21 protein-coding genes and 1 pseudogene are annotated in these 24,180 nt (G+C 44.4%); 17 read left to right on the forward strand and 5 right to left on the reverse strand.

What is annotated here, in order from left to right; all coding sequences use genetic code 11:
* The first annotated feature begins 52 nt into the window (after window positions 1-52).
* From AC6RV6_RS16045 to AC6RV6_RS16060, 4 genes are all read left to right on the forward strand, one after another.
* Window positions 53-2,506, forward strand: coding sequence for an arylsulfatase (locus AC6RV6_RS16045; RefSeq protein ID WP_500241882.1), 2,454 nt, complete (start codon window positions 53-55; stop codon window positions 2,504-2,506).
* Window positions 2,507-2,582: 76 nt separating this feature from the next.
* Window positions 2,583-2,810: a hypothetical protein gene (locus AC6RV6_RS16050; RefSeq protein ID WP_500241883.1), complete on the forward strand. Its 228-nt coding sequence runs from the start codon at window positions 2,583-2,585 to the stop codon at window positions 2,808-2,810.
* Between the two features lie 553 nt (window positions 2,811-3,363).
* A complete protein-coding gene (locus tag AC6RV6_RS16055) occupies window positions 3,364-6,105 on the forward strand; it encodes an arylsulfatase (RefSeq protein WP_500241884.1) in 2,742 nt (913 codons plus the stop codon).
* 186 nt (window positions 6,106-6,291) lie between these two features.
* Window positions 6,292-7,260 carry an HAD family hydrolase gene (locus AC6RV6_RS16060; RefSeq protein WP_500241885.1) on the forward strand — a complete coding sequence of 323 codons (969 nt, stop codon included), beginning with the start codon at window positions 6,292-6,294 and terminating at the stop codon, window positions 7,258-7,260.
* Here AC6RV6_RS16060 and AC6RV6_RS16065 read toward each other — a convergent pair.
* Window positions 7,257-7,472, reverse strand: coding sequence for a hypothetical protein (locus AC6RV6_RS16065; RefSeq protein ID WP_500241886.1), 216 nt, complete (start codon window positions 7,470-7,472; stop codon window positions 7,257-7,259). The genes AC6RV6_RS16060 and AC6RV6_RS16065 overlap by 4 nt on opposite strands.
* On the opposite strand from AC6RV6_RS16065, the gene AC6RV6_RS16070 reads away from it, so the two are divergent.
* From AC6RV6_RS16070 to AC6RV6_RS16100, 7 genes are all read left to right on the forward strand, one after another.
* The gene (locus AC6RV6_RS16070) at window positions 7,459-8,421 is read left to right on the forward strand and encodes a formylglycine-generating enzyme family protein (protein ID WP_500241887.1); all 963 of its coding nucleotides are present in this window, start codon (window positions 7,459-7,461) and stop codon (window positions 8,419-8,421) included. The two genes, AC6RV6_RS16065 and AC6RV6_RS16070, sit on opposite strands and share 14 nt — an antisense overlap.
* A gap of 81 nt (window positions 8,422-8,502) precedes the next feature.
* Window positions 8,503-8,772 carry a 30S ribosomal protein S15 gene (gene rpsO, locus AC6RV6_RS16075; RefSeq protein WP_500241888.1) on the forward strand — a complete coding sequence of 90 codons (270 nt, stop codon included), beginning with the start codon at window positions 8,503-8,505 and terminating at the stop codon, window positions 8,770-8,772.
* A gap of 18 nt (window positions 8,773-8,790) precedes the next feature.
* Window positions 8,791-9,285: a PAM68 family protein gene (locus AC6RV6_RS16080; protein ID WP_500241889.1), complete on the forward strand. Its 495-nt coding sequence runs from the start codon at window positions 8,791-8,793 to the stop codon at window positions 9,283-9,285.
* A gap of 92 nt (window positions 9,286-9,377) precedes the next feature.
* Complete coding sequence (gene aroF, locus AC6RV6_RS16085; protein ID WP_500241890.1) at window positions 9,378-10,436, forward strand: 3-deoxy-7-phosphoheptulonate synthase; 1,059 nt, start codon at window positions 9,378-9,380, stop codon at window positions 10,434-10,436.
* A 345-nt stretch (window positions 10,437-10,781) separates the two neighbouring features.
* A complete protein-coding gene (locus AC6RV6_RS16090; RefSeq protein WP_500241891.1) occupies window positions 10,782-11,279 on the forward strand; it encodes a pentapeptide repeat-containing protein in 498 nt (165 codons plus the stop codon).
* Window positions 11,280-11,421: 142 nt separating this feature from the next.
* A complete protein-coding gene (locus tag AC6RV6_RS16095; RefSeq protein WP_500241892.1) occupies window positions 11,422-12,045 on the forward strand; it encodes an exopolysaccharide biosynthesis protein in 624 nt (207 codons plus the stop codon).
* 29 nt (window positions 12,046-12,074) lie between these two features.
* A complete protein-coding gene (locus tag AC6RV6_RS16100; protein WP_500241893.1) occupies window positions 12,075-14,519 on the forward strand; it encodes a pentapeptide repeat-containing protein in 2,445 nt (814 codons plus the stop codon).
* 11 nt (window positions 14,520-14,530) lie between these two features.
* Here AC6RV6_RS16100 and AC6RV6_RS16105 read toward each other — a convergent pair whose 3' ends face one another.
* Window positions 14,531-17,071 carry a right-handed parallel beta-helix repeat-containing protein gene (locus AC6RV6_RS16105; protein WP_500241894.1) on the reverse strand — a complete coding sequence of 847 codons (2,541 nt, stop codon included), beginning with the start codon at window positions 17,069-17,071 and terminating at the stop codon, window positions 14,531-14,533.
* A 350-nt stretch (window positions 17,072-17,421) separates the two neighbouring features.
* Between AC6RV6_RS16105 and AC6RV6_RS16110 the strand changes: the two are divergent.
* From AC6RV6_RS16110 to AC6RV6_RS16120, 3 genes and pseudogenes are all read left to right on the forward strand, one after another.
* Window positions 17,422-17,806 (forward strand): annotated as a pseudogene (locus AC6RV6_RS16110) (transposase); the annotation flags it as partial.
* Between the two features lie 87 nt (window positions 17,807-17,893).
* Entirely contained in the window at window positions 17,894-19,156 is a 1,263-nt protein-coding gene (locus tag AC6RV6_RS16115; RefSeq protein WP_500241919.1) for a tetratricopeptide repeat protein, read from the forward strand.
* Window positions 19,157-19,199: 43 nt separating this feature from the next.
* On the forward strand, window positions 19,200-19,496 hold the full coding sequence (locus tag AC6RV6_RS16120) for a helix-turn-helix domain-containing transcriptional regulator (RefSeq protein ID WP_500241895.1): 297 nt from the start codon (window positions 19,200-19,202) through the stop codon (window positions 19,494-19,496).
* Window positions 19,497-19,606: 110 nt separating this feature from the next.
* Here AC6RV6_RS16120 and AC6RV6_RS16125 read toward each other — a convergent pair whose 3' ends face one another.
* The 3 genes from AC6RV6_RS16125 to AC6RV6_RS16135 all read right to left on the reverse strand — a co-directional run bounded on the left by AC6RV6_RS16125 (window position 19,607) and on the right by AC6RV6_RS16135 (window position 22,097).
* On the reverse strand, window positions 19,607-19,792 hold the full coding sequence (locus AC6RV6_RS16125) for a hypothetical protein (RefSeq protein WP_500241896.1): 186 nt from the start codon (window positions 19,790-19,792) through the stop codon (window positions 19,607-19,609).
* A gap of 149 nt (window positions 19,793-19,941) precedes the next feature.
* Window positions 19,942-20,571, reverse strand: a complete 630-nt coding sequence (locus tag AC6RV6_RS16130; protein WP_500241897.1) for a hypothetical protein — start codon at window positions 20,569-20,571, stop codon at window positions 19,942-19,944.
* Entirely contained in the window at window positions 20,556-22,097 is a 1,542-nt protein-coding gene (locus AC6RV6_RS16135; RefSeq protein WP_500241898.1) for a dynamin family protein, read from the reverse strand. The genes AC6RV6_RS16130 and AC6RV6_RS16135 overlap by 16 nt, the downstream gene beginning before the upstream one ends.
* 112 nt (window positions 22,098-22,209) lie before the next feature.
* Between AC6RV6_RS16135 and AC6RV6_RS16140 the strand changes: the two genes are divergently transcribed.
* The 3 genes from AC6RV6_RS16140 (at window position 22,210) to atpB (ending at window position 24,148) form a co-directional block, all read left to right on the forward strand.
* Window positions 22,210-22,698 (forward strand): CHAT domain-containing protein, encoded by a 489-nt coding sequence (locus tag AC6RV6_RS16140; protein WP_500241920.1) that lies wholly within the window; start codon window positions 22,210-22,212, stop codon window positions 22,696-22,698.
* Between the two features lie 143 nt (window positions 22,699-22,841).
* Complete coding sequence (locus AC6RV6_RS16145; RefSeq protein ID WP_500241899.1) at window positions 22,842-23,285, forward strand: ATP synthase subunit I; 444 nt, start codon at window positions 22,842-22,844, stop codon at window positions 23,283-23,285.
* Window positions 23,286-23,392: 107 nt separating this feature from the next.
* Window positions 23,393-24,148, forward strand: a complete 756-nt coding sequence (gene atpB / locus AC6RV6_RS16150) for a F0F1 ATP synthase subunit A (RefSeq protein WP_500241900.1) — start codon at window positions 23,393-23,395, stop codon at window positions 24,146-24,148.
* The last annotated feature ends 32 nt before the right edge of the window (window positions 24,149-24,180 follow it).

Genomic DNA, 24,180 nt, shown 5'->3' on the forward strand with positions numbered 1-24,180 from the left:
GGATGTCCCTCTGCGATCGAGACTTTGTTAACCCTTTTATGAGGTTTTATTTATGTTTTGCAACGGTTTTTTAAACCGGATGAGGAAAGCGATCGCCATGTTTGCGATCGCCACCGCTCTCCTATGGGGCGCGATCGCGCCCCCTGTCTTGGCGCAAGCTACCGATGGCACCGTGCTCCCCTTCCCTCCAGTCCCCTCCGCCAGCGTCGCCAACGAAACCCTGCAAGAGTCCGAAATGAATTGGCGGGAAGAACCCAACTATTTGCCAGAAGATGCCCCCAACATCTTGATCGTCATGTTGGATGATGTGGGCTATGGGCAGGCAGAAATCTTTGGAGGCGATATCCATACGCCCACGATCGATCGCCTGTGGGATGAAGGAATTGCCTACAATGGCTTTCACACCACCTCCATCTGCTCCCCCACCCGTGCCGCCCTTTTGACCGGACGCAATCATCAACGGGTTCACTCCGGTACCATTACCGAACGGGCATCAGACTGGGATGGTTATCTCGGCACGATTCCCAAAACCTCAGCCACGATTCCTGAAGTGCTGCGGGAATACGGTTACGCGACCTCTGCCTTTGGTAAGTGGCACAACACCCCAGCCACTGAGACCACTGCGATGGGGCCGTTCGATCGCTGGCCTGTCGGTCACGGCTTCGACTATTTTTACGGATTTATCGCTGGGGAAACTTCCCAGTATGAGCCGCGCCTTTATGAAAACACGACCCCCGTCGAGCCACCCCACAACGAGACTTATCATCTCAGCGAAGATATGGCGGACAAGGCGATCGCTTGGATGCACCATCATCGCTCCTACGCCCCCGATAAGCCTTTCTTTATGTACTGGACACCCGGTGCAGCCCACGGTCCTCACCATATCTTCAATGAATTAGCAGACGAATATAAGGGTCAATTTGACGATGGCTGGGATGCAGCCCGTCAGCGTGCCTTTGACAAGCAAAAAGAGATCGGCTGGATTCCCCAAGATGCTGTGTGGACCGATCGCCCTGATGATATGCAAGCCTGGGATGATATCCCAGAAGAGGAACGTCCCTTCCAACAAAGATTAATGGAAGTTTATGCCGCCTTTGTAGAACATACAGATGTCCAAGCTGGCAAACTAATTGACGAACTAGATAATCTAGGAATTCGAGATAATACCCTAGTCTTTTACATCTGGGGCGATAACGGTGCCAGTGCTGAAGGTCAGAAAGGCTCCATCAGCGAACTGTTGGCCCAAAACCAGATTCCCAATACCATCACAGAACAGCGTCAAGCCCTAGCAGACCAGTTTGGTACCGATGACGATCCAGAAGGTCTGTTGGCTTTGGGAACTGCCAAAACCGACAATATGTACCATGCAGGCTGGGCTTGGGCTGGAGATGCACCCTTCCGCTATACCAAGCTGATTGCGTCCCACTTCGGCGGCACTGCTAACCCTATGGTGGTTTCTTGGCCCGGTCACATTCCCGCCGATCGCTCAATCCGCTCCCAGTTCCACCATGTCAACGACATTGCCCCCACAATCTACGAGATTTTGGGCATTACTCCACCGGAAGAGGTTTACGGGTTTCATCAGGATCCGATCGACGGTGTCAGCATGGTTTACACCTTTGATGATGCCAACGCGCCGAGTCAAAAAACGATCCAGTACTTTGACAATAACGGCAGTCGAGGCATCTATTTCGACGGTTGGTATGCCTGCACTTTTGGTCCTCTGACTCCTTGGACGACTAGCAATTCAGAAGATTTAGCCGCTTGGGATTCCCGAGAAGATGTGTGGGAGTTATATGACCTGACAACAGACTTCACCCAAAGCAACGATCTCGCAGCCCAAGAGCCGGAAGTGTTGGAACTGATGAAGCAGTTGTTTTTGGAAGAAGCACAAGACAATCTGGTCTTTCCCATTGGTGGAGGTCTCTGGACTCGTCTCCATCCCAAAGATCGCATCAGCACCCCCTATACTCATTGGACGTTTGATACAACCACCACTCGGATGCCAGAGTTTACAGCACCCGGTCTGGGTCGTCAAAGCAATTTGGTGACGATCGATGTCGATCTCAACGGCACAAATTCCGGTGTTCTCTATGCCCTCGGTGGTTCTAGTGGGGGTTTGAGTCTATTCATGGAGAATGGCAAACTTAACTATGAGTACAACATGATGTTGCTCGATCGCTATAAGGCTCAATCTGCAACGATTCCCGCAGGCCACCACACCATTGAAGTAGAAACCCTATTCAAAAATGGAAATCCCTTGGTCCCAGCCTATGTGACCCTGCGAGTCGATGCAGTAGATGCGGACACAACAACTGTTTGCCGCACAGTGCCGGCAGCCTTCACCCCCAGCGAAACCTTTGATGTGGGGGTTGACTTGGGGGCTCCGGTTTCCTTGGACTATGCTGATGATGCTCCTTTTGAATTTGACGGGACAATCAATAAAGTTGAGGTTCAATTGTTAGATCAATTTAGGGTGAAAACGAATTGTATTGAGCCACTCTAGTTCCTTGCTCATGCAGTAACTTTTAAGGTGCGTTCGTTTGAACGCATCTTTCTCGCCTCTAATTTCAGGCAAGACGATGGAGGAGCGATCGCGCGATCGCTCCTCCCGATCGCGTTTTGAGATGCCGCCTGAATTCTGTCAATTCTTGATAAACTACCCCACACGGGCGGTTGGGGTTTTGGCAGAATACTTCGATCGCATTGTCCCGACGGCAGACAACGCCCTTGAGCAAGTGGATGTAGAACCGGCCTTAGACGAGCGGATTCAGAATCTTGCATTCCGCGAAGACACGGTAGACCAATAGTTTCGTAGGGTGCGTTCCAGCGAACGCACTTTTTTACTCAAATTATCGAGATCTCGATAGTTTGTGGGAGTGTGTTGGATCGCCTTCTTTAAGAGTCATTAAATCAATATTATTCTAATCAATCTAAGTGAGCCAATAAAACAATTATTATTTTTTTAGAGTTTAAAAAATAGTAGGTCAAACCCTTGAATAAACTCTGGAAAAAAAATATTAGGATAAAGCAATCTCTTCCAGTATCCCTGATTTATAGCGATCGCAATCTCTTATTTCTAACTTAATTTATACATAACCTAGAGTAGTCAAAAAAATACAACTTAACAAAAATAAATATAAAAGAAACTGGCTTTAGATATATACTCATCTTTAATCAGAGTAGCATCTTTTAATTCTTTCGTTGCTGTAAAATTGCACCTCAAACTTACTGTGAATTAAATACCAAATTAACGAAAAGTAAGTTAGCGATCGCGACATTATTACCCCTATCGAGACTATATAAGAATTGCGTTTTGAAATGCGGTTCGAGTTTCGTTTGTCCTTTTTATGAGGTTTTTAAATGTTTTCTAATCCGAGTTTCGCCCGGATTGGGAGGTCGATCGCAATATTTGCGATCGCCCTTTCCTTCCTGCTGGGCACCGCCGTCCCCCCCGGAATGGCACAAGACCTGCCTCTCCCAGACCCCGAATTTCACGGCAGAATCTCCGACACCTATGTCAACTCAGATCCAGATGAGAACCTTCTTCACCCGCCTGTTAAACCTCCTGAAGGAGCGCCCAACGTTCTGCTAGTGATGCTGGATGACGTGGGTTTTGGTGCTGCGGAAACCTTTGGAGGGCCGATCCACACCCCCACCCTCAACGAGCTTGCGGCAAATGGCTTAAGCTACAACCGCTTCCATACCACCGCCATGTGTTCTCCGACCCGCGCCGCCTTACTAACGGGTCGTAACCATCACTCCGCTGCCTCTGGCATTGTTGCTGACTTTGCAGATGGATACCCGGGTTATAACGGATACATCCCCCAGAGCACGGCCACTATTGGCAAAATTTTGCAAGGCCACGGCTATAGTACAGCTTGGTTGGGCAAAAACCACAACTTACCCGCCGAGCAAAGCTCTAACCTCGGCCCATTCACTAGCTGGCCCAACGACCTTGGCTTCGACTACTTCTACGGCTTCACCGGTGGCGGTGGCGAAACGGATCAATGGTATCCCAGCCTGTATGAAAACCGCAATCCCATCAATCAACCGGCCTACCCTGACAAGGACAACCTTGACGAGAGCTACAACTTGACCCGCGATCTAGCGGATAAGGCCATTAGCTGGGTGCGCTATAACCACTCTTTGTCTCCAGACACTCCCTTCTTTCTCTATTTCGTCCCTGGGGCTGCCCATACTCCCCACCAGCCCCCTCCTTCTTATACCCAGAAGTACCAAGCCGGGGGAGAACATGCCGTTGCAGCAGGAGCAGATGAGGGAATGTTTGTCGATGGTTGGGATGTGCTACAGAAAGAAATCTGTCAGAAGCAGGAAGAGATGGGAATAATTCCTGACGCTAACCAATGTACGGAGCGACCCGCAGAAATTCCCGCTTGGGATGATGCTCAGTTTGATTATCCAAATGAAGGCGACGATGAATACAGGTCCTTGATGGCCTTGCAAATGCAAACCTATGCGGGCTTCTTGGAATACACAGACGAACAAGTTGGCCGGGTGATCGATGCCATCGATGAGTTGGGTGAAAAAGATAACACCCTAATTATCTACATTGTTGGTGATAATGGAGGCAGTGCAGAAGGCAGTTTCTATGGTTCTGCCTGTAATCAATTTGCGACCTATGCCAACCTTGACTACACCATGGAGGAGAACTTGGCTTGCAAAGACAACTTAGGCAATCCTGGAACGGCTCCTCACTTTGCCATTGGTTGGGGTTGGGCTACGAATGCTCCCTTCCTCTGGACTAAACAGGTCGCCTCTTACTTTGGTGGCACTCGCAATCCCATGGTGATTTCTTGGCCGAAGGGTATTGAGAGGACGGCTGAGGGAGAACTACGGGATCAATTTCTCCATGTTATTGATGTTACCCCAACCATTTTGGACGTGGCGGGCATCGATCCTCCCTCTCAGGTCAATGATACTTCGCAAAAGCCGATGGAAGGGGCCAGCTTTGCCAACACCTTCAAATCTGATGGAGCAGACGCAAACCCTCTTCGAGATACCCAGTATTTCGAGATGATGGCCCATCGCGGGATTTACCACGATGGTTGGATGGCATCATCGTTCAATCAGGCTCCTTGGATCAATAACGCAAGTACGATGAGCAAGGACCATCCAGAGCTAGACAATGAATGGGAACTGTTCAATCTGGAAAACGACTTTACCCAGCATGATAATTTATTGGCTCCGGACTATCTAAAGACATTAACGTCGAGGGAGCAACAGGAATTAGAAGACAAATTGGCCGAAATGACTGCTCTGTTCGATAGCGAGGCTAAAAAATACAATGTCTATCCTCTTGACGATCGCTTTAATGAGCGCACAGGGATCGAACGCCCGACGGCTTTAAGCGATGGTCCAAAATTCGAGTTTTATCCCGGTGCGATATTTCTACCCGGAGAAGTTGCCCCCAACTTTGCTCTAACCGACTACACCATTACCGCAGACTTGGATATTAGCAATCCGGAAAAGGTTCAAGGGGTTATCTTAGCCAATGGAGGAGACACTGTGGGCTTTAGCCTCTATGTCAATGAACACCATCATCTGGTTTTCGAGTACAACTATCTGAATCTCGCTCGAACTCAGATCGTTGATGAAAACGAACTACCGGAAGGTGAGGCTCAAGTTGCCTTTGTTTTTGATTACGACGAACACAATGGTGCTTTATGTGAGGAAGCAACGGATAGGACTTCATCTCAAGACTCAGAAGAAGAAGATAGTCGATTCGTAGGCTGTGGTGGCACGGGTTCTCTCTATGTCAATGGCGATCCGGTAGCTTCCGATCAGATTGAGACAACGTTTTTGAGTACCTTTATGGATTCCTTTGATGTGGGGATGGACCTGCGGACTCCAGTGAGCGAGGACTACGAACCTCCATTTGAGTTTACGGGTGGTGAGATTGTGAAAGTGGCGATCGATCTCGATCCATTTGAAGAGGAACGCGCATCCTCAGAGCCAATCGAGATCGATTCATCCTCCGAGGAAATCGCGTCTTCAGAGCAATCTGCGTCTGTGTCCGAACCCGGTCATGAAGAGTTGATCGATCGCGTCATTAAAGAGATCGTTCAACGGCTAGGAAAATAATCCGCATCGTCTTATCGAGAGTGAGATAGTGTAAATCCAATCTTGATTCAGCACTGCCTTAATTCTCAATAACGATCGCATTTCCGGCTTCGGAATTCATCTGACATTGGCGATCGCTCCTCTATTTTCTAGAGGATGCGATCGCCCTCATTGAAAGTATTGATACTCGCGTCCAGACCCATAACCATGATGACAACCCAACTATTTAGGAAATTCGCGCTTCTCTGTTCGTGCTGCCTATTGTGGCTCGGTATTGCAGGTTGTACGACCCAAGCGATCGCCACAGATTCCCCCTCCCGAGAAGCGAGCGACTATCTCATTTCTTGGAATGACACCGAAACGAGGACAGCCATTATCGAGTTTGTGGATGATGTCACCAATTCTAGCAGTGACAATTTCGTGGAAGCGAAGGATCGCATCGCTGTTTTTGACAATGATGGCACCCTCTGGAGTGAATACCCTAACTACGTTCCAATAGTCTTTAGCGATCTCTACGGTTTTGGTATTGACGAAGAGACAGAGAGTTACATCAATGCGGCTGGCGATTTTGTCACCACGCAAAATAACCCCGAGTTCGATAGTCCTTATGTCGATTTGATTTACCAACCGATGGTGGAGTTGCTCGATTATCTGCGTGCTAACGATTTTCAAGTTTATATCTGTTCTGGTGGAGAGATCGACTTCATTCGCGGGTTTGCAGAAGAGTATTATGGAATCCCTCCTCAAAATATTGTGGGTTCGACACTAACAACCACGTATCAAAGCGACCCGCCGATTCTGGTGCGGGCTGAGGAGTTGGTACAGCCTATAAATGACCAAGATGGAAAACCCGTGGGCATCGAGCGCTATATTGGTAAGCGGCCGATTATGGCTGTGGGTAATTCCAATGGCGATTTGCAAATGTTGGAATATACCGATGACGGTCAAGGTCATGACCTTATGCTACTGCTTCGGCACGACGATCTCGAGCGCGAACACTATGCAGAAGTGGAAGATATGGAGGTAGATTGCAGCGATAATGACGTATCAGACGGGCCGGGCTACTATTGTCACGCGGACGAAGCTATAGCCAGAGCCAATGATGAGGACGATTGGTATCTCATCAGTGTAGCCAATGACTTCGACCAGGTTTTTCTGGGGGAAGGGCTTGACTAGCTTCCCCTGCTGGTTTCAGCTTGCCGTTTGTACCAGACGTGCGCTTTTAGTATGGATGCGATCGCCCGCTCTCTTTCGAGTTTTGCCGCGATCGCTTCGATCGTCCAGACCGCACAATAGTAAATACAAAGATTTGATATGATTCTCTCTCGGTTTTGTGGAACGGGCATCCTGCCCGTATTTCGATTAACGATCGCAATGATTAGTTTCATCGCCTCCCTTAGTCTGGCGATCGCGCCTTTCAATGCAGCGATCGCTGCCCCCACCTGTCCCGACGGCATGGCCTTCATCCCCAAAGGCACCTTTAACATCGGTTCCGATACTTACTATCCTGCCGAAGCCTCTGCCAGTGATGTCACGGTAGAGAGTTTTTGCATCGATCGCCACGAAATCACCAACGCCGAATTCCGCCAATTTGTCGAAGCTACAGACTACCAAACCATCGCCGAACGTCCCATCCCCAAAGACCAATTCCCCGACTTAACAGAGGAACAACGACAACCCGGTTCTATCGTCTTCTGGCCGCCCGACTCAACTCAACCGATTGCCTATTTAAGCTGGTGGCATTGGGTCGTCGGCGCAAACTGGCAGCACCCTTATGGTCCGGAGAGTACCCTCGAGGGTTTAGATGACTATCCTGCCGTTCACATTGCCTACGAAGATGCGATCGCCTATGCCAATTGGGTCGGCAAATCCCTCCCCACCGAGGCTCAATGGGAATATGCAGCCCGAGGCGGTCTCAATGCCGATGCGATCGTTCCCCGCGAACAATACGCCCCTACCAAAGCCAACACTTGGCAGGGGATTTTTCCCATTTTTAACACCAAAGAGGATGGCTACCTCGGTTCTGCTCCGATCGAGTCCTTTGAACCCAACGGCTATGGACTTTACGATATGTTGGGTAACGTTTGGGAGTTAACCGCCGATTGGTATCGCGTCGGACACCCCGATAAAGATGGCAGCCTCAATCCTACAGGACCCGATCGCGCCAGCAGTTTAGACCCGAGAAAGCCCGAGGAAGGCGCTTTGCACGTCATTAAAGGAGGATCTTTTCTCTGCGCTCGCAATTATTGCAGCCGCTATCGCCCAGAAGCACGGGAATCGCAAGCCCTCGATACCGGCACCAATCATATTGGCTTTCGCTTAGTGAAAAATCTTTAGTTTGGCGATCGCGGATTTGAAACCAGAAAGTTTATGGTAAGATTGGAGATTGCTGAGTTTTTCAATACCCATCGCAAATTTATGACAATCACACAAGAACGCAAACAACAAATTTTCTCAGAATATCAAGTCCACGAAACCGACACGGGATCCTCAGACGTACAAGTGGCCATCCTAACCGCCAGAATTGAAGGACTCACCCAGCATTTAAAGCAAAACAAAAAAGATCACTCCTCTCGTCGGGGATTGCTCAAGCTCATCGGTCGTCGCAGAAGACTTCTCTCCTACATCCAAGAACACAACTACGAACACTACCAGCAACTCATCCGCCGCTTGGGAATTCGTCGTTAAATACTCCTAACAAAACTCATGCCTTCAGAATCCGATCGCGAACCTTTACCTTTTGAACCCCACCAAAAGAGCAAGAAAAAGAAAAAGGCCAAAGCGACTTCCCCCAAAACTGACTCAGTGTCTGCCCAAAAAACCGATCGCGGAGCGTCTCGGAACAAAAATCGCAATGCGAATTCTACAGCCATCCCCGAAGTTGTCAGTAAACGCATGATCCGGCGCATGGCCTTATTATGCGGCCTGCCAACGGCACTGGGACTCTCGAGTTTTTTCATTTTTTACGGGTTAGTCAGTCAAGGATGGGTAGAAATTCCACCCCAACTGGTCTTTTCTGTCACCTTGGCTTTATTCGGCTTGGGATTTGTCGGCTTGAGTTATGGCGTTCTTTCCACCTCATGGGAAGAGGATCGTCCCGGAGGTTGGGTGGGCTGGCAAGAATTTACCCTCAATGCCGCCAGACTCCTGCAAGGTTGGCGACAGGCCAAACAAGCCGCCAAGGAAGCTAAAGAAAACTAACAATTTTAGGTCGAGGTTTCCCCGACCCTCTAGAATTCACCTAACAGGGCTACGAAGTTATGTAGCATTTTATATAAAGAGGATATTGCCACATGATTGTTGTAATGAAAGTTGGCTCGCCAGAAGCCGAAGTTGCGCGTTTATGCCAAGAATTTGCAGATTGGGGACTCACCCCAGAAAAAATTGTCGGACAGCATAAAGTTATCGTTGGGTTAGTTGGAGATACTGCCAGTCTTGACGAACGCCGAATTGAAGAAAAAAGCCCTTGGATCGAATCCGTCCTGCGCGTAGAGCGCCCTTATAAACGCGCCAGCCGCCAGTTTCGCCACGGCCAGCCCAGCGAAGTTGCCGTCAGCACTCCCGATGGTCCTGTCCTTTTTGGCGAACACCATCCCGTCGTTGTGGTTGCGGGTCCTTGTTCGGTAGAAAACGAAGAGATGATCGTGGAAACGGCACTGCGGGTTAAAAAAGCAGGGGCGAAATTCCTGCGCGGCGGTGCATATAAGCCTCGGACTTCTCCCTATTCTTTCCAAGGTCACGGGGAAAGTGCTTTGGGTTTATTGGCAAAGGCGCGAGAGGCTTCGGGTCTGGGTATCATTACCGAGGTGATGGATACTGCCGATGTGGACAAAGTTGCCGAAGTTGCTGATGTCGTGCAAGTGGGGGCGAGAAATATGCAGAATTTTGCCCTGCTCAAGAAAGTCGGCGCTCAAGATAAGCCCGTTCTTTTGAAGCGGGGAATGTCGGCAACCATTGATGAATGGTTGATGGCGGCGGAATATGTTCTCGCGGCGGGCAATCAAAAGGTGATCCTCTGCGAGCGGGGTTTGCGAACCTTCGATCGCTCCTATACTCGCAATACCTTAGATATTGCCGTCGTTCCCGTCCTGCGCTTGTTAACCCACTTACCGATCATGTTGGATCCCAGTCATGGTACCGGCAAATGGGAATACGTGCCGGCTATGGCGAAAGCCGCGATCGCGGCGGGAACGGATTCGTTAATGATCGAAGTTCACCCCAACCCAGCCAAGGCACTTTCTGACGGTCCTCAGTCTTTGACCCCAGAACGATTTGACGCTTTGATGAAGGAATTATCGGTTATTGGGAAAGCGGTAGAACGCTGGCCGGAACCTGAATTAGCAATGGTTTAAGTGCTAAAACAATCCTCCCGATCGGGGGGATTTTAATTTTAGAGAGCGCGATCGCTTTTTTAAGAAAGTTTCCATCCGATAAAAAAAGATGAAAAACTTGCTATTGAACTGGAAATTGATAGGATTGCAAATCTTATATCTGATAACAATAGCTGTTGATTTCACCAATATATTTCAGTATAATCCCGTAATGTACTGGTTCAATCAATCAATTGCGATCGCAGCCATAATCGGGATGATAATTTTCTGTACTCCAGTAAAACTAAACGAAGAAGATTCACAAGAATAATTTTAATATTGCGGATTCAATTTCCTCTGATACGAAGAAAACAGGAGAAACCCTCAATGAAAAGACTACCTTTAAAAGTACTGACTATCCCTGTCATATTAATGGCATGGCTGGCTTCTCCTGTTGTGGCTTTCAATCAAGAGGATATCGATCGCTTACTCTCAACGAATGCCTGTCCTCTCTGCGATCTGAGCAATGCCAACTTAAGAAATGCTAATTTGAATAGTGCCGATCTCAGAGGAGCAATTTTAACGGATGCCGATCTCAGAGGAGCAGTTTTAATTGATGCCGATCTTCGAGAGACTGACCTGAGAAGGGCGAATTTAGGACGGGCTGAATTGAGTTTTGCGAACTTGAGCGGTGCCGACTTGAGAGACGCAAACTTGAATATGACCGAATTGAGAGAAACCCGTTGGCGAGGGGCTGATTTGAGAAGAGCCAATTTAAGAAGGGCTAACTTCAGAGGAATGATTTTAACCGGTGCAAAGATTTGCCAAACTATTATGCCAAATGGAAGAAAAGATACCCGACATTGCGACGATTTTGGGAATTGAGCGCGATCGCAAATGGAGAGAAATTCAAAAATTGCTATGTCTTTGGGTTTAAAGAAGTGCGATGGCAGGTAAAATTTTTCTGGATTGAACCAAAGTTCGCAAAACGCTGTATAGTAAATGGGCAAAATTCCCTTGAACTTGCATGGCTAAATTGTCAACTGAACTCAATCGTTACTTCTTTGAGGAAGATCGCCAACCTGAGGTTAAGCTGGGAGATATTATCGCGATCGCGGGGGAAAGAACTTTTGGTTTTTTATTTGTTCTCCTTGCGCTTCCTTCCGCTTTACCTATTCCCGCACCGGGTTATTCTGCACCTTTTGGATTTCTCATTTTTCTGTTAGCCGTTCAGTTTATTATCGGCTCGAGACAGCCTTGGTTTCCTGCTAAAATTGCCAATGCTTCGATTAAAGTAGAGACAGCGAGATCCGTTGTTAAAAAAGGGATTCCTTGGTTGCGAAGATTAGAAAATATCACGAAACCTCGCCTCATTTTTGTCTGTAACCGTTTACCAGGCAGAATTATTATTGGTAGTGCGATCGCCTTGATGGCAATTTCTATGATGATTATTATCCCCGGTACGAATACTTTACCGGCAATGGGCATCTTTTTGACTGGATTGGGATTAGTTGAAGATGATGGTGCGATCGCGATCGGAGGAGCATTTTTTTGCGTCTTCATCGCAGTTTTAATGATTTCTGTAATTATTGCCTTTTACTACGGAGGTGCAAGTCTTTTAGAACATATCAAAGATTTAATTAAAGGGTAAGATTATATAGGTATTCTCCGTTTACGATAATGCTAGATAGTGCTTATTTTATCGAGACAGAACCTCTGGGTAAAGCCGGAGAAACAGGCGAAAAAATCGTTTGGGATGCGGTAAAAGAGGCATTTTCTCAGCGAGAATGCCTCGGTTATTGGCGCTATCCTATCTTTTCTCAACAGGGGAAGTATCGCCAAGAACCCGATATTCTTATCGCCGATCGCGAATTGGGTTTAATCGTTATTGAAGTCAAATCAATTACTATCTCGCAAATCCTGAATATTTCCGGACATCAATGGGAATTTCAAAATTATTATACTACAACCGGAAATCCTTATCAACAAGCCGAGCATCAACTTTTTACATTACTAGAATATTGCGATCGCGAACCCATTCTCAAAGAAAAAGTAACCGGACGTGCTTTAATCGCTTTACCTTTAATTTCTGAGGAAGAATGGCAAGTACGGGGTTTTCATCAACTTCCTACAAATCCACCAATTTTATTTAAAAACAATCTCCAAAATAGGCATGGAATTTTCAATGCGATCGCTTCCATCTCTTCTTTGAGAACTGCATTCAAACTCACGCAGGAACAATGGAAACTATTCCTTTCTATTTTAGCAGGAACTCCCATTTATCGCCAGCAAAATCATCCTATTTTTACGAACTCAAAAAGTCGCGGTCAAATACTTGTAAAACTAAGAGAATGGATTTCTGAAGTCGATCTGCAACAAGAAAGAATTGCCAAACAAATTCCTCCCGGATGTCAGCGCATTCGCGGTATTGCTGGCTCGGGAAAAAGTGTTATCTTGTGTCAAAAAGCGGCACATATTCACCTCAAATACCCTGACTGGAAAATTGCTCTCGTTTTCTTTTCTCGCAGTCTCTATCAACCTCTAATCGAACAACTCGATCGCTGGTTGCGTTATTTTAGTCATAATGAAATCGGCTACAATCCGAAAAATCGCAATTTACTCGTTCTTCATGCTTGGGGATCGCGCAAACAACCGGGATTTTACAGTACCTTATCTTGGGAAGCCGGAATTCCCAGTTTAAGCGCCAATCAAACCGAAAGCAAGCAACCCAGTGAAGCCTTAGCCGAAGCCTGCAATCATTTATTAAAAAATGCAGCAATTCCGCAGCTTTTTGATGCCATTTTAATTGATGAAGGACAGGATTTAATGAGCGATCGCTGGAACTTTGCAAACAAACAATCCTTCTATTGGCTCGCTTATCAATCTTTACACCCAACCGATCCAACTCATCCCGAGAAAAGACGACTCATTTGGGCTTATGATGAGATACAAAGTTTAGAAAGTTTGCGGATTCCCAGCGCGAGTAAATTGTTCGGCGAAGAATTGGGACATCTTGTTACGGGACAGTATTTAGGCGGCATTAAAAAGAGCGAAATCCTCTGCAAATGTTATAGAACTCCTCATTTAATCTTAACAGCCGCTCACGCGATCGCAATGGGTTTATTGCGCCCTCAAGGAATGCTGACGGGAATGACGAGAAAAGAAGAATGGCAAGCAATCGGCTATGAAGTTCAAGGCAAATTTTATTCCCAACAAAAGATTACCTTACATCGCCCCCGAGAAAACTCACCCAATCCGATCGCGAAGTTTTGGAAAAAGTCTTATCTCGAGTTACAAATTTTTCGCGATCGCCAGCAAGAACTCTCCCATCTCGCTCGCAATCTCGTGCATAATTTAAGATACGATGGTTTGCGCCCCAGTCCAGAAATTTTAGTCATTGTTTTAGGACAATTTTTTGAAGCAGCTAAATTAGAAACCTACGTTGCTAATTTCTTAATGCAGCAAGGGTTAGATATTTATATTCCCAGCACCTCTGATTGTAATATCCTCAAAAGCGATCGGTATAACTACAACCCCGATCGCTTTTGGTGTGAAGGTGCAATAACAGTTTCTCGAATTCATCGCGCCAAGGGACACGAAGCAGATATGGTCTATATTATCGGTTTAGATGGAATTGCGAAAAACGAAAGTAGTATACAACTCAGAAATCAATTATTTATTGCCTTAACTCGCTCTCGGGCGTGGATTAATTTAAGCGGTATTGGCTCGTATCCTTTTTATGAAGAATTTCGCCATATCTTACACTGCGGTGATACTTTTACTTTTACTTATCAGCGCCCTCCTCAACGGGAACTTCGTGTCACCGATGCCGGAGAATTACTGCAACACTATAGCCTAGGAAGGCGTAATTTTCGTAATGCCCATTTAGAAAATATTCAACTTGCTAATACTTGTTTAAAAAACATAAATTTGATTGGTGCTAATTTATGTGGAGCGAATTTAGAAAATGCGAATTTAGAGGGTGCAAAATTGATTGCTGCTAATTTAACCGGAGCAAATTTAAAAGGAGCAAATTTACGCAAAGCAAAATTAACAGAGGCAATATTAGCTAATGTCGATCTACAAGATGTCGATCTATCTTCAGCCATTCTAGAGATTGATTGAGAGTTTGATATTTATTTTAAAGTGGGACATTTCTTCCGATTGGTACTATTAGTCCAGCTAATATTAGCTGCAAAATCATTATTATTCCGAATAGTATTCTCGATCGCCGGCGCTATATCACTATTAAATTGAACTGTTCCCAAACCGATAAACTCAACCGAGGCTCCATTTTTTTTGCCCAAAAGAAATCCTAAATCGACTCCATTTGCCGGATTAATACTGGTATTGCCAGCAAAACGAGTAATTGTAAATATTCCACCTTGATTGGCTTTTGGTTTGTCAGCATGAGCAATTGAGTCGATCGTAATGCTACTATCTCGAGCCTCTTGAATATAATTATTGAAGAGATTAAGATTGCTAAAAACTTGAGCATTTGAAGAACTATTGTATATCTCAATTCCCGTACCACAAGCATGAGAATTAAAACCAACATTTGAGATGGTATTATTCGCAATTGTGACATTATTCATGTTGCCGCCAAAACTCGGCTTATTATGAATGCCAATATTAATCCCATCATCAGGAATATTGACAATCGTATTATTAGAAATGAAAATATTATTAGCTGTTGCTCCTTCGGCTATAAAAATGTCAATTCCATCAGCAAAATTATTTTCTCCATCGGGAATATCGCGAATAGTATTGCCAGAAATGGTGATATTTTCCAAACGCGAACTACTTATTGCTTCAATACGAATACCATCATTAATAGTGTCGGCAATGAAATTGTCGAGAATTGCTGAATTGACAATTGCTCCGCCATTGAGGACATCGAAAAAGATTCCCTGTCGTGCGGCATCGCTAATAGAATTTCTCAATAGTGTCACGCTAGTGGTCCCGCCATCCCCACGCAGGTGAACTCCGCGATCGCTATTGAAAACTTGATTATCCCGAGCGATCGCCCCGGTTACATTCTCGCCAATAATGCCATTATTGTCATCGGCTTGAATCGTAAAACCCGATAACGTCGAGTGATTGCCTAAAGCAACCATCCCAGTTATTGCACCATCTGTAACAGAAGTTCCGCGAATCGTCGGATATTTACCCGTCCCCGAGAGAGGAATCTGAATATTCCCAAATTGAATCGTCTCGAGAGGCTGTACCGGACCGCGAGAAAGCACTTGAACGCGATCGAGAATACTAAAGCCCGGTATCTTGATATCATCTCCAATCTCGACATAAACAATATGATTGCCGTCAGAAAGGGATGTATTCAAGCCGTCTTGTACGGTGCCAAAAGGACGCTCAAATGTGCCATCTCCCCCCGTCGCGCCTAAAGTCACGTGACGAAAAATCCAAGGTTGTCCCGTTGCCGGATTTTTTGCGAGAACTTCAGTCTCTTGTTCGGTAAAAATCTCGGTTTCCGTGTCTGAAGTGACAGCAATTGTAGGGTTGCGCCGAACCGAATCAGCTAAACGAGGTAAATTCGTTTCGTTCTCCTTTAATTTCCGCTTCCGACGATGGCTGGGAAAACTCACGCCGAATGTAAAGGAAAGATTGGTGCCAAAAAGATCGTCTTGTTGTAAGGATAGGCCCAAATTTAACATCTCGGTTGGGCGTGCTTCCAATCTTGCTCGCCATCCCCATGTCGGAGTAACGCTTTCACCACTGTAGTAATACGCCCCACCATACAAGCGCAGATCCTGACTCGGTGCGCCAAAAGAGAGTAGTTTAACCCCTAATTCCGCGTCAAACCCGCCTAACGCCATCTCGTAAAAACGTGTTTCCCCAAACATCCGAAAAGTGTCGTACATTAAATAGCGATCGCGGAAGTATAGATCGGAATATTGCGTTCCCGTATCGAAAGAATTTGTCGCATATAAATTACGACTTTGCCCGAGGGGAATGTAACCATTAACCCGAAAATCCACATCTCCCAAAGTTTCAAAACCCAAGCCCAATTGATGGAAGACGCTAAAATCCGTCGTCCGCTTGTCATAAGCAACATACCCTCCCCAAAGGCGATCGCCTTTCGAAGCAAAAGTTCGATAGCCTAAAATTGCTGTAATTCCTTCGAGGCGATCGTTATTACCATTATCAAATCGCCAATTTCCTTCCAGAAAAAATAAGTCGTGAGGCGAAGTTTGTATGGGCAAGAATCCTTGAATGCTGGTTAAACTATCATAGCCTCCATCTGATGTCGTATAGCCCGCTCCAATGCGGGGAGTAAATTCGATAGGGTTGGTTTCTGGGGGTGTGGGTTGCGGCAGTGAATTCCGATCCTCTCGAGGCATTTTGCTCTCGCTAAATTCAATGGTGGGTTTTAAAGATTCTAATAGCCAAGGGGCTTCTTCTAAACGCTGCGCGGGAGACGAGTAAAAGCGATCGCGAGGATCTGAGGATTCTGGTGGGGCTGCGATCGCCACGTTTTCCGGTAGGATATTTTCCTCGAGATTATTTTCGCGATCGCTGGTAATTTCTGCTTCCGATTGTTTTGGTATATCTTGCGCTTGGCTTAAATCCGCGATCGTTAAAAGTGGAGTCAAGCTGACTCCCGCAAGAGTAAGAGATTTTAATTGTTTCTGCATAGTCAAAAACCCCGATAATGACATCCGTATTTCCTCTTAGCTCGTTGTGGGGGTGCCATCCGGATAAACTGAATTCAAAAAACAACTTTTTACTTAATCTTTAAATAAAAACTTCCTTTGTGAATTTAAGATGAAGATAGATGAAGATGATAGACACGATTGCAGGAAAAATAAGGATAAACGAACGATATACTTAAGTTCAACGATTAAAGTCAATCAATAATTTGCTTTATTAATATTCTGGGTAAGAGGCAAAAAGATAATAAAGTGGCTCGGTTTTTTGAGCAAGTATTTAAAAAATGCAATCGCATTTTAACATAATGAGAAAAGCAGCCTGACACAAAATATAGACTTATACTTAAGTGACGTCAGTTCGGGATAAGGAAGGATCGCTATGTCTAAGTGAAATAATGACGATACTCATAGCCTTTCATCAAAGTCATTACCGCAACTTCAAAAGTTACTATTTTGAGCATGTATATCAGCAATGGAGTCAGGAATTTCCTACCGAGGCCAAACCTCAATGGGCTGTTTCTATGGCTTGAAACTTCATCTTGTTGTCAGCGAATGCGGAGAACTGCTCAATCTGACAATCACTCCGGGTAATACAGATGACCGCAAGCCCGTGCTTGACCTGCGAGAAACTTTGAATGGGAAAGTCTTTGCAGAGCGAGGCTATGTCAGTCACAAGCTCCCTCGCGAACTCTTTGAAACCTTTAAGATTGAGTTTTTTCCAAACCTCGACGCAACCCAAAAAGCCCAAATTGCAGTTGGAGTGGGCTTTACCCTCTGCTTCTTAACCCGAACTCAGGTTATCCTAGGAATATTGCGATCGCAACTCAATTCATGAGCCATTCTCTGTTAGATGAAGCACTCCTAAACTATAAGGAGGCACTCTCCAATTTAGAGCAATCTGAATCAAATCTCTCGGCTGAATTAGCCCTAACGGTTTTAAAAGCGAGAGATATTTTGCAAGTGCGTCTCGATCGCGAGGATCGGAGTGTTTGGGAGGGCGATCGCGTTTTGGTGGAGTTGGACGATCGACTAAAACTTCAAGCAGGGGCGATCGTAAAGGTTGTCAAGTTGGCGAAGTGGCGACAGAGTTTGCAGATCGACCCGGAAAAGGCGTGGTGGTGGGAGTTAGAAACAGAAGCACCTCCGCATCCTTGGGATCGGTTTGATTGGTTGTGGAAAATGGGAAATGTGCTGGGGTGGACGGCAAATGTGGGGTTATTGTTGGATATCGTGCCGCGCTTTTTAGTGGGAGGGACGGGTTTGGTGGGGGCGATCGCGGTAACTTTTCCCAGTTTGATTGCTCTCCTACAAGCGAGTAATGAATTCACGCAATCCGGTCAAGAAGGCTTTAATAAACTATTAGTAAGATTGAGAATTCCCAAGCATTTTCACGAGGAAATGAAGTTAGTTTCGATCGCGTTGTTTTGCTTCTTTCTAGTCATTTTTCGCGCTAATCTGCCGGTACTATCGGAATGGTATGCCAAGCAAGGAACACAACGCTATCGAGACGGACAGTTAGCGACGGCTGAGGACTATTATAAACAAGCCTTGAATATCGATCCCAATAATATTAAAGTAAACTACAATCTCGGCGTAATTTACGAAGATTTGCAGGAGTTGGAGAAGGCAGAAACGCAATACGCGATCGCGGCAAATGGGGGCTTAGTTTCGGCACAAAATAATCTGGCTCGCTTGTATATTGTAGAAGAGCAAGCAGAATTTGCAATTCCTCTGCTTTGGCAAGGATTGTCAGTGGATGAGAAATTGATATCGGTGCATTACAATCTGCTCAAAAACTTGGGTTGGGCATTTTGGTTGGAAGGGCGACACGATATTGCAGAAAGTTCTTTCCAAGAAGCGATCGCTTTAGCAGAGAAACCAGACGGGATTGAAAAGATTAAAAATCGGGGTGCGGCACATTGTTTGTTAGCGCAAGTTTATCAACAAACAGAACAGAAAGAAGAAGCGATCGCGCAATGGCAATTGTGCTGTCAGCAAGGAACAATCTTCAATCGCGATGAAATTAAATGGTTGAGTTTGGCGCATATAACATTACAGGAAGCCGGGCGATCGTGCAAGATTAACTCACAATAATTTTAACCCTTTTCAATTTCTCGAAAGTATCTGAGTCGAGACAATGCCTAAAACTATTAGTTATCATACAGAACTTATTAAATCTTTAAAAGATCCTTCAGAAGCGGCGATGTATCTTGAAGTGGTTTTAGAGGAAGGCGATCCTAAAATGATTAAAAAAGCCTTTGCCAATGTTATTGAAGCAAAAGGAGGGTTCACTAATTTTTCAGAGAGTTTTCAAGCACAGTTCGATCGCTTCGATCGCAAACTACAAGAAACGGGAGAGATTGAATTCAAACTTTTACAAACATTATTAGAATCTTTAGGCTTAAAAGTTGGGTTGATGGTGACGGTAAGTTAGATTGCATGGGATTGCATCGGATGAACCGAATCTCTGATAATGCGATCGCACTTTTGATACATTTTGAGAGGCGATCGCATAGGCAGAAAAATGGGAAAGCAGTGAGAAAATTAATATAATTGTGTGGTCAGCAGGGAGCAATGTTCGTTAAATCGTTGAATTTGGCTCGCGAAAGTTACAAGAGGAAGGACGATCGTGCGATATAAACCGACAAGAATTCTAATCGTTTTGGGGATGGTGCTGGCGATCGCGATCGCTTGGGCAAAACCCGTCCATTTTTTTAAGGCTTCTCTCAACTCAATTTAAATTTTGTAAGATGCACTAAGTAGCTAAAAATCCAGAATCAATCAAACTCTGGTAAAGGTGATCTAATTCGGATGACAAAATATCTAATGGAGTTATCATCTCAAGCTATTTTGAAGGCAAAAGTATACGAAGTAATGTCTTAGTTTAGCTTCTTCAATTGTAAATAAATTTTCTCAACTCCTTCAAGTTCATCTAATGAACCTGTTAAGTACTGAACTAATTTCTTTTTTTCACTTTGGTTGAGTCGAGCTAAATTTATTTCCATACTTTGAAAATAGGTATCTATAACAGTCTCAAGTTCATCCTTAAGATCGCGATAAATCAATGTTACTTGCTGTTCAAGATGTAAAGCAAAGGATTGCATTTCATTGTTCAAGAAGTTGCTCAGTTCCCCGTTCATTTTTTCTTTTAAATAATTGTAAAATTCCGTCACTTCTTGGTTTTGTAGTTTAGTTGTTCCAATTCCACGAATACCAGCTACTTTCCGTTTGTGTTGTTCGATTTTACTCTTTACATCATCAGAAATAAAGTCATCTACACAACTAATAATATTTTGTTTTTTGTGATTAATTGTATATCGCAAATTATCAAGAGAAGATTGGTATTTAGTATCAAAAAATTTAGTTAGATTTAAAGGTTTGATAGCTTCATCCAAGCTATTATTTTTTTCTATCTTTATAATACTTTTTTGCAATCCATCCAAACCATTTTTAATTTGTTCCAAAACTTTCTCAAATCCATCTGTATATCTCTCTAAAACAACTTGCATTTCAATAAATAACGATTAGCAATTTTGTTTTGTAAATCGCTCAAATCTCCCCAATTCAAATAACGTCTCGTTTTCCAGTGTTTAGCAATATCTTTTTTTTCAAATTCATTTGAAATCACCAACTCTGCATAGGTTAACATAATCTTAATTTTAGCGGTTATGAATTCCCAATCAGAGTTATTCTTATCTTTCAATTGTTGAGCTTTTTCATCTGTAGTTTTACGAAAGATATTCATACTATGTTCGAGTTCTGATGAAATAGTAGTTAATTGTTCTTGAAATCTTTTTTTATCAAAATCTTTAGTAACTGTATCTAAGCGAGTCTGAAAAAGTATTTTGGTTTTTTCATAAACTGTTTCAAAGGATTTGAATAGAGTCTGCTTTGCTCTAACAATACGTTCACTTTTTGCGAGCATTTGCTCTAATTCATTTCTTAACTCATCAATTCCAGCATTTTCTTGCTGATCTTCGTAGTATTGACATGAAATAAAACTAATTTTGATATTATCCAATTGTTCTATGAAAAAATAGCCTTGTTCCTCTGTTATTTCGGAATCCAAAAGTTCATCCAAAGTTTTGTTAATCTGCTCTCGAATACGCTTTTCTTCTATTTCAAGATATTTTGCAAAAGTTGGAATTTCTTCATCGTCATTTTTAGCATCTTTACATGCACAATTAAAAGTCAAATCACATTGAGTTACTATAACTAGCAAATGTTTGATTTTACCTTTTCGTAATTGAGTCGTGATAAATTCTTTATCTGACTTTGAATACGATCCTCCAGATCGTGTTAGAAATAAAATAACATCAACATTTTCTACTAATTCTTCAGTTAATCGAACTCGGTAACGATCAGTATCATTCAGTCCAGGAGTATCAATTAATTTTATTCCGGTTTTTAGTAGCAAAATAGGGACATACACCTCAAGACGATCGACTAAGGAATGTACAGGATCTCGACTAGACGTATATTTTTTAATTTGCTTAGTAAATTCTTTACGGGATTTTGGGTTATTCCAATCAGAACATTCAATAGTTTTTATAATACTGGGGGATGCTATATATTTTTCCTCTAACTCTACTAATGGAATTTCTAACTCACCAGATTTTTCTTTTTTGAAAATCTTACTATAACGAGTATCATCTTTGTATGATGGATCATTTTTAAAAGGTTCTGCCATTTCTTCCCATTTTTCTCTGCTGATCATATGCACTTGTGCATATGCCGTCTCAGCATATTTAAAAATAGCGATCGTGGCTGTTTCTGGTTGAGTATTTACCGATGCAAGTCTTCCTGTATCACATAAAGCATTAACAAAGGATGACTTACCCACTTTGAATGATCCTACTACCGCAACTTTATATTCTTCAGCAATGTTAGAATCAGCCAATGCTTTGTATAAAAGCTCCAAGTTTTCACTTAAAAACTTTTGATATTGATCGTCTTCTTCTTGATATGAAGTAAGAAGATTTACAAGATTTTCATTAATCAAACGTAATTTACTAAGACTTACATTTTTTAGCACGATTGAAAGCTCCTAAAAAATTTATTATTATAGTTTAAAATTTTTGGAAATCGAAAAATTGTATTTTATTGTATCACATTAATCTTTTTTCGTACAATGTCGCCCCAGCATCCTGCATATTGCCACTCACGGCTTTTTCCGCGAAAAACCGCCCTCCAACGACCCCACCGACAACCCCTTACTCTGGTCGGGCTTAGTCCTTGCCGGGATGAAAAGTGAGGGCGGCGCAGAAGACGGACTCCTCACCGCCCTCGAAACCACCGGCTTGAGATTGGCAGGGACTCAATTGGTTGTCCTCTCCGCCTGCGATACGGGTTTAGGCGGTGTAGCGAGAGGCGAAGGCATTTACGGCTTGCGACGCGCCCTCGTCATCGCCGGAGCCGAAAGCCAAGTTATGAGCCTCTGGAAAGTCAGCGATCGCGCCACCCAAGAACTCATGGTCGCCTATTACCAGAAACTTAAAGCCGGAGAGAGCAGAAGTGAGGGACTGAGAGAAATCAAACTGCAAATGTTACAAGGAGAAATGAACCCAGAATACAAACATCCCTATTATTGGGCGAGTTTCATTCCCTCCGGCAATTGGTCCCCCATGCAGTTTTAATTCGCCGTTGACAATAATTGACCGTTCCGAACCGAACCAATATATCGTCTAAACAAAAATTTAAGAATTGTTCCACAGCCGTGATAAGATTTCCCTTGGCTCGAAACGAGCGATCGATTTGGACTGACCCCTAACTCAAAAACGTGAACCCGTCTGACCCATCTCTCAACCCTCAATCAGAAAGAGAAAACCCTAGAGAATCCCCCCCTAAACCGAGGGGAAATTCAATGGCAGAGTATTACCAACTCAAACAAGATTTGTTGATTTGGACTCTTGCCATGACGGGAATTATCTTTTGTCTGGTTTGGTTGAACTATTCCCTCTCTACCGCCCTGAACTATTTGCTCGGAGCCTGCGTGGGTATCGTTTATCTGAGAATGCTGGCCAAGAACGTGGAACGATTGGGCGAGGGAGGAAATCGCGTCAGCGCCAATCGTTTAGCTTTGTTTGCAGGATTAATTATCGTTGCCACTCAGTGGCAGCAACTGCATATCGTGCCTGTATTTTTGGGATTTCTCACCTATAAAGCAGCGATTATCGCCTATACCGTGCAAACGACTTTCTCAGAATTTATGAAAAAGGAGTGAGCAGAGAAATAGCGCGATCGCGTTTGCCGCAGAGAAAGAAAATTTATCTCAAAATTTTCACGAGAAATCCCGTTGATGTTTTTAAGAAATTGGGGAAATAAAGCCCAATGGAATTTTTTGCTGGCTTGAAGGTTTTTACCTTTCTTCCGATAGCATCCCTCGAAGTTGGCGAACATTTTTACTGGAATGTCGGTGGCTGGACGGTACACGGGCAAGTCTTCCTAACCTCTTGGTTTGTGATTGCCTTGTTAGTCATTGCCTCATTAGCCGCCACCCGGAACGCTCAGCGCGTCCCCAGTGGCGTGCAGAACTTCATGGAATTTGCCCTAGAATTCGTGCGAGATCTCGCGAAAAATCAGCTTGGGGAAAAAGAATATCGACCTTGGGTCCCTTTCATTGGCACTCTATTCTTATTCATTTTTGTCTCAAACTGGTCGGGAGCGCTCCTTCCTTGGAAATTACTTCATATTCCAGCCGGAGAACTGGCGGCTCCCACCAACGATATCAACACCACCGTTGCTTTGGCGCTGTTGACCTCACTGGCCTACTTTTTCGCAGGATTTAGAAAACGCGGTTTGAAATATTTTGCTAAATATATCGAACCCACGCCGATTCTCTTGCCTATCAATATTTTGGAAGATTTTACCAAACCCCTCTCCCTGAGCTTCCGTCTTTTCGGAAACATTGTGGCAGATGAATTGGTGGTCGCGGTTCTCGTCTTATTGGTCCCTCTGTTCATTCCCTTACCCGTTATGATGTTGGGACTCTTTACGAGTGCCATCCAAGCTCTCGTTTTTGCCACCCTCGCGGCTGCTTACATTCACGAAGCACTCGAAGGGCATGGCGAAGGAGAGCATGAGTAAGCGGCTCTCGCTTACTGAACTAATATTGCTGC

It is taken from the genome of Spirulina sp. LEGE 11439 (assembly GCF_059821285.1).